Origin of the sequence: Candidatus Protochlamydia sp. R18, assembly GCF_000648255.1 — a bacterium.
Lineage (GTDB): Bacteria > Chlamydiota > Chlamydiia > Chlamydiales > Parachlamydiaceae > Protochlamydia > Protochlamydia amoebophila.
Map to the genome: position 1 here is coordinate 1 of NZ_BASL01000378.1, position 389 is coordinate 389.

Consider the following 389-nt stretch of genomic DNA (forward strand, 5'->3'; position numbering starts at 1 on the left):
TATACACTTTGAAAAGTGGTTGTCAGTGGCGTATGTTGCCAAAAGAATATCCTAAATGGAAAATATGCTATTATTATTTCACTCTTTGGTCCAAAAAAAATCAACAAACTCCTGAAAGTATTCTAGAACAAGTTTTAAAAAAATCGGTGGAGAGGTTCGACAAAGCAGTGGTCGGAATGAAAAAACCAGTTTTATCATAGTTGATGCGCAAAGCGTTAAAAATACCGATACAGCTGAAAGTAAAGGCTATGATGCAGGAAAAAAAATTTCAGGTATCAAACGGCACATAGCATTAACACTCAAGGATTGCCTCATGCCATTCATATAACTACAGCAAATGTTACTGATAGAAAAGGAGCTCTAGAAGCATGTTTACTGAATAAGAGTGT

1 pseudogene is annotated in these 389 nt (G+C 35.2%); it reads left to right on the top strand.

The features are described 5' to 3' along the window. Positions 1–389: pseudogene (locus TY19_RS19125) on the top strand (transposase); the annotation flags it as partial.